This window comes from Dietzia sp. SLG310A2-38A2 (assembly GCF_014145095.1).
Classification (GTDB): domain Bacteria; phylum Actinomycetota; class Actinomycetes; order Mycobacteriales; family Mycobacteriaceae; genus Dietzia.
Genome location: NZ_JAALDX010000397.1, coordinates 1 through 1695 on the forward strand (window position 1 = coordinate 1; position 1695 = coordinate 1695).

Below are 1695 nucleotides of genomic sequence, written 5' to 3' on the forward strand. Positions count from 1 at the left end.
TGGCACTGGTCGCCGCGGGGCGTGCGGGGCCGGACACCGCGGCCGAGATCATGCAGACCCTCCGATACCACGCCGAGTTCCCGCTGGTCCTGGGCGCCGCCGCGGCGCTGGCGTTGTCGGCGCCACGACGGGGTACCTCCACGACCGGGCGCAGGATGGTGCCGGCGGGCGTGGTGGCGCTCGTCGCGCTGCTCGCCTCCTCGGCGGTCTCGACCCTCACCTACCGGACGACGTGGGCCGAACAACCCTCCCGCGACTACGCCCTCCCCCTGCTCGAGGCCCTGCGTGACCGGAGCGCCCCCCTGCTCGACCAAGATCTCCCGCTCGAGGTCCTCCTCCCCGTCACTGCACCGGCCCACCGGCTCTCGTCGTTGCTCGCGGGTGTTCCCGGGATCCCGCCGGTGGCCGCGTGGACTACTGATCCGGTCGTGATCGACGCCATCGGCACCCTTCATCCGGCCGAGGTCGCGGCGCTACGGACGATCCCCCAGGGGCCGGAGCCCGACTGCGGGTACCGGGTCTCCGGGGGCGGTGCCCGGATCCCGCTCGACGGCCCCCTGATCGACCGGGACTGGCTTGTCCAGCTCAATCTCTTCGCCGACGCGGACGGTGAGGTGGACGTCCGCCTCGACGAGGGCGCCGGGGAGACGGTGCCGGTGTCGGCGGGCCTGGGAACGGTCTTCGTCCGGATCGAGGGAGGGGGAACGGGGCTGACCGTCTCCCCACGCGGGGGAGTCTCGGAGCTGTGCATCGGCAGCGGACCGGTCGGAGTCCTCGTGCCGCGCTGAGTGCCGCGGGGCGGGTGGCCCATAATGGTCGGATCGGATGAGGACGACAGGGACGGAGGCAGGTCATCGACATCGCGATGGTCATGCTGACCCTCACCGCACTCCTCGTGGTCCCCGGGCTGATCGTGGGACTGGCCGCGCGGCTCCCGCTCCGGTTGGCGGTGGGCACGTCGATCCCCGTGTCCGCGGGCATCATCACGATCGCCACCTATGCGTACGGCCGGTCGGGTGTGCTGTGGTCCCTGGGTGCGTATGCGGTCGCCACCGCGGTCACCGCGGTGATCGTCGGGCTGGTGGGGCTGCTCATCTCCGGGACGCTGTGGTTCTGGCGTCGCCGTCGCGGGCGGGACAGCGACAGCCGGCGCTCCCGCCCACGCCGCTCGTGGTGGTGGCTGCTGCCGGCCGCGTCGGTCGTAGTGAGCGCGTGGCTGATCGGACAGATGATCCTCACCGAGCTCTCCGCGACCCCGGGCGGCACCGCGAACGTCTTCCAGGGCTGGGACGCCCACTGGCACGCCAACTACCTCCGGTTCATCCACGACACGGGCCTGGCGTCCCCCGACCAGGCGGGCGAGCTGCGGTACCCGGAGAACGGGGCCACCCTCTACTACCCGAGCACCTGGCACGCGGTCGCCGCCCTGGTCATGGGGCTGCGCGGCATCGGTGCGGTCGAGGCCTACAACCTGGTGCAGATCGGCACCATGGCGATGGCGTTCCCGCTCGGAGTGGCCGCGCTCGCCTGGCTCATCACCCATCGGCGGTTCTCCCGCCCGGCCGTCGCCACCTCGGCGGCCGTCGCCGCGATGGCCACCCCGCTGTTCCCCGGGCTGCCGTTCGTCGAGGTGATGGTGGCCGCGACCCCGTCCGGGGTGGCCAACGGGCTCGCGGGGCTGGTGGCCGCGGTCGT

Annotated in this window: 1 protein-coding gene and 1 pseudogene; both read left to right on the forward strand. The window is 72.7% G+C overall.

All coding sequences use genetic code 11. From position 1 onward, the window contains the following. Positions 1-788, forward strand: a pseudogene (locus tag G6027_RS13725) (hypothetical protein); the annotation flags it as partial. A 77-nt stretch (positions 789-865) separates the two neighbouring features. Then, the coding region (locus G6027_RS13730) for a DUF6541 family protein (RefSeq protein ID WP_346995739.1) at positions 866-1695 on the forward strand (830 nt) is incomplete at its 3' end.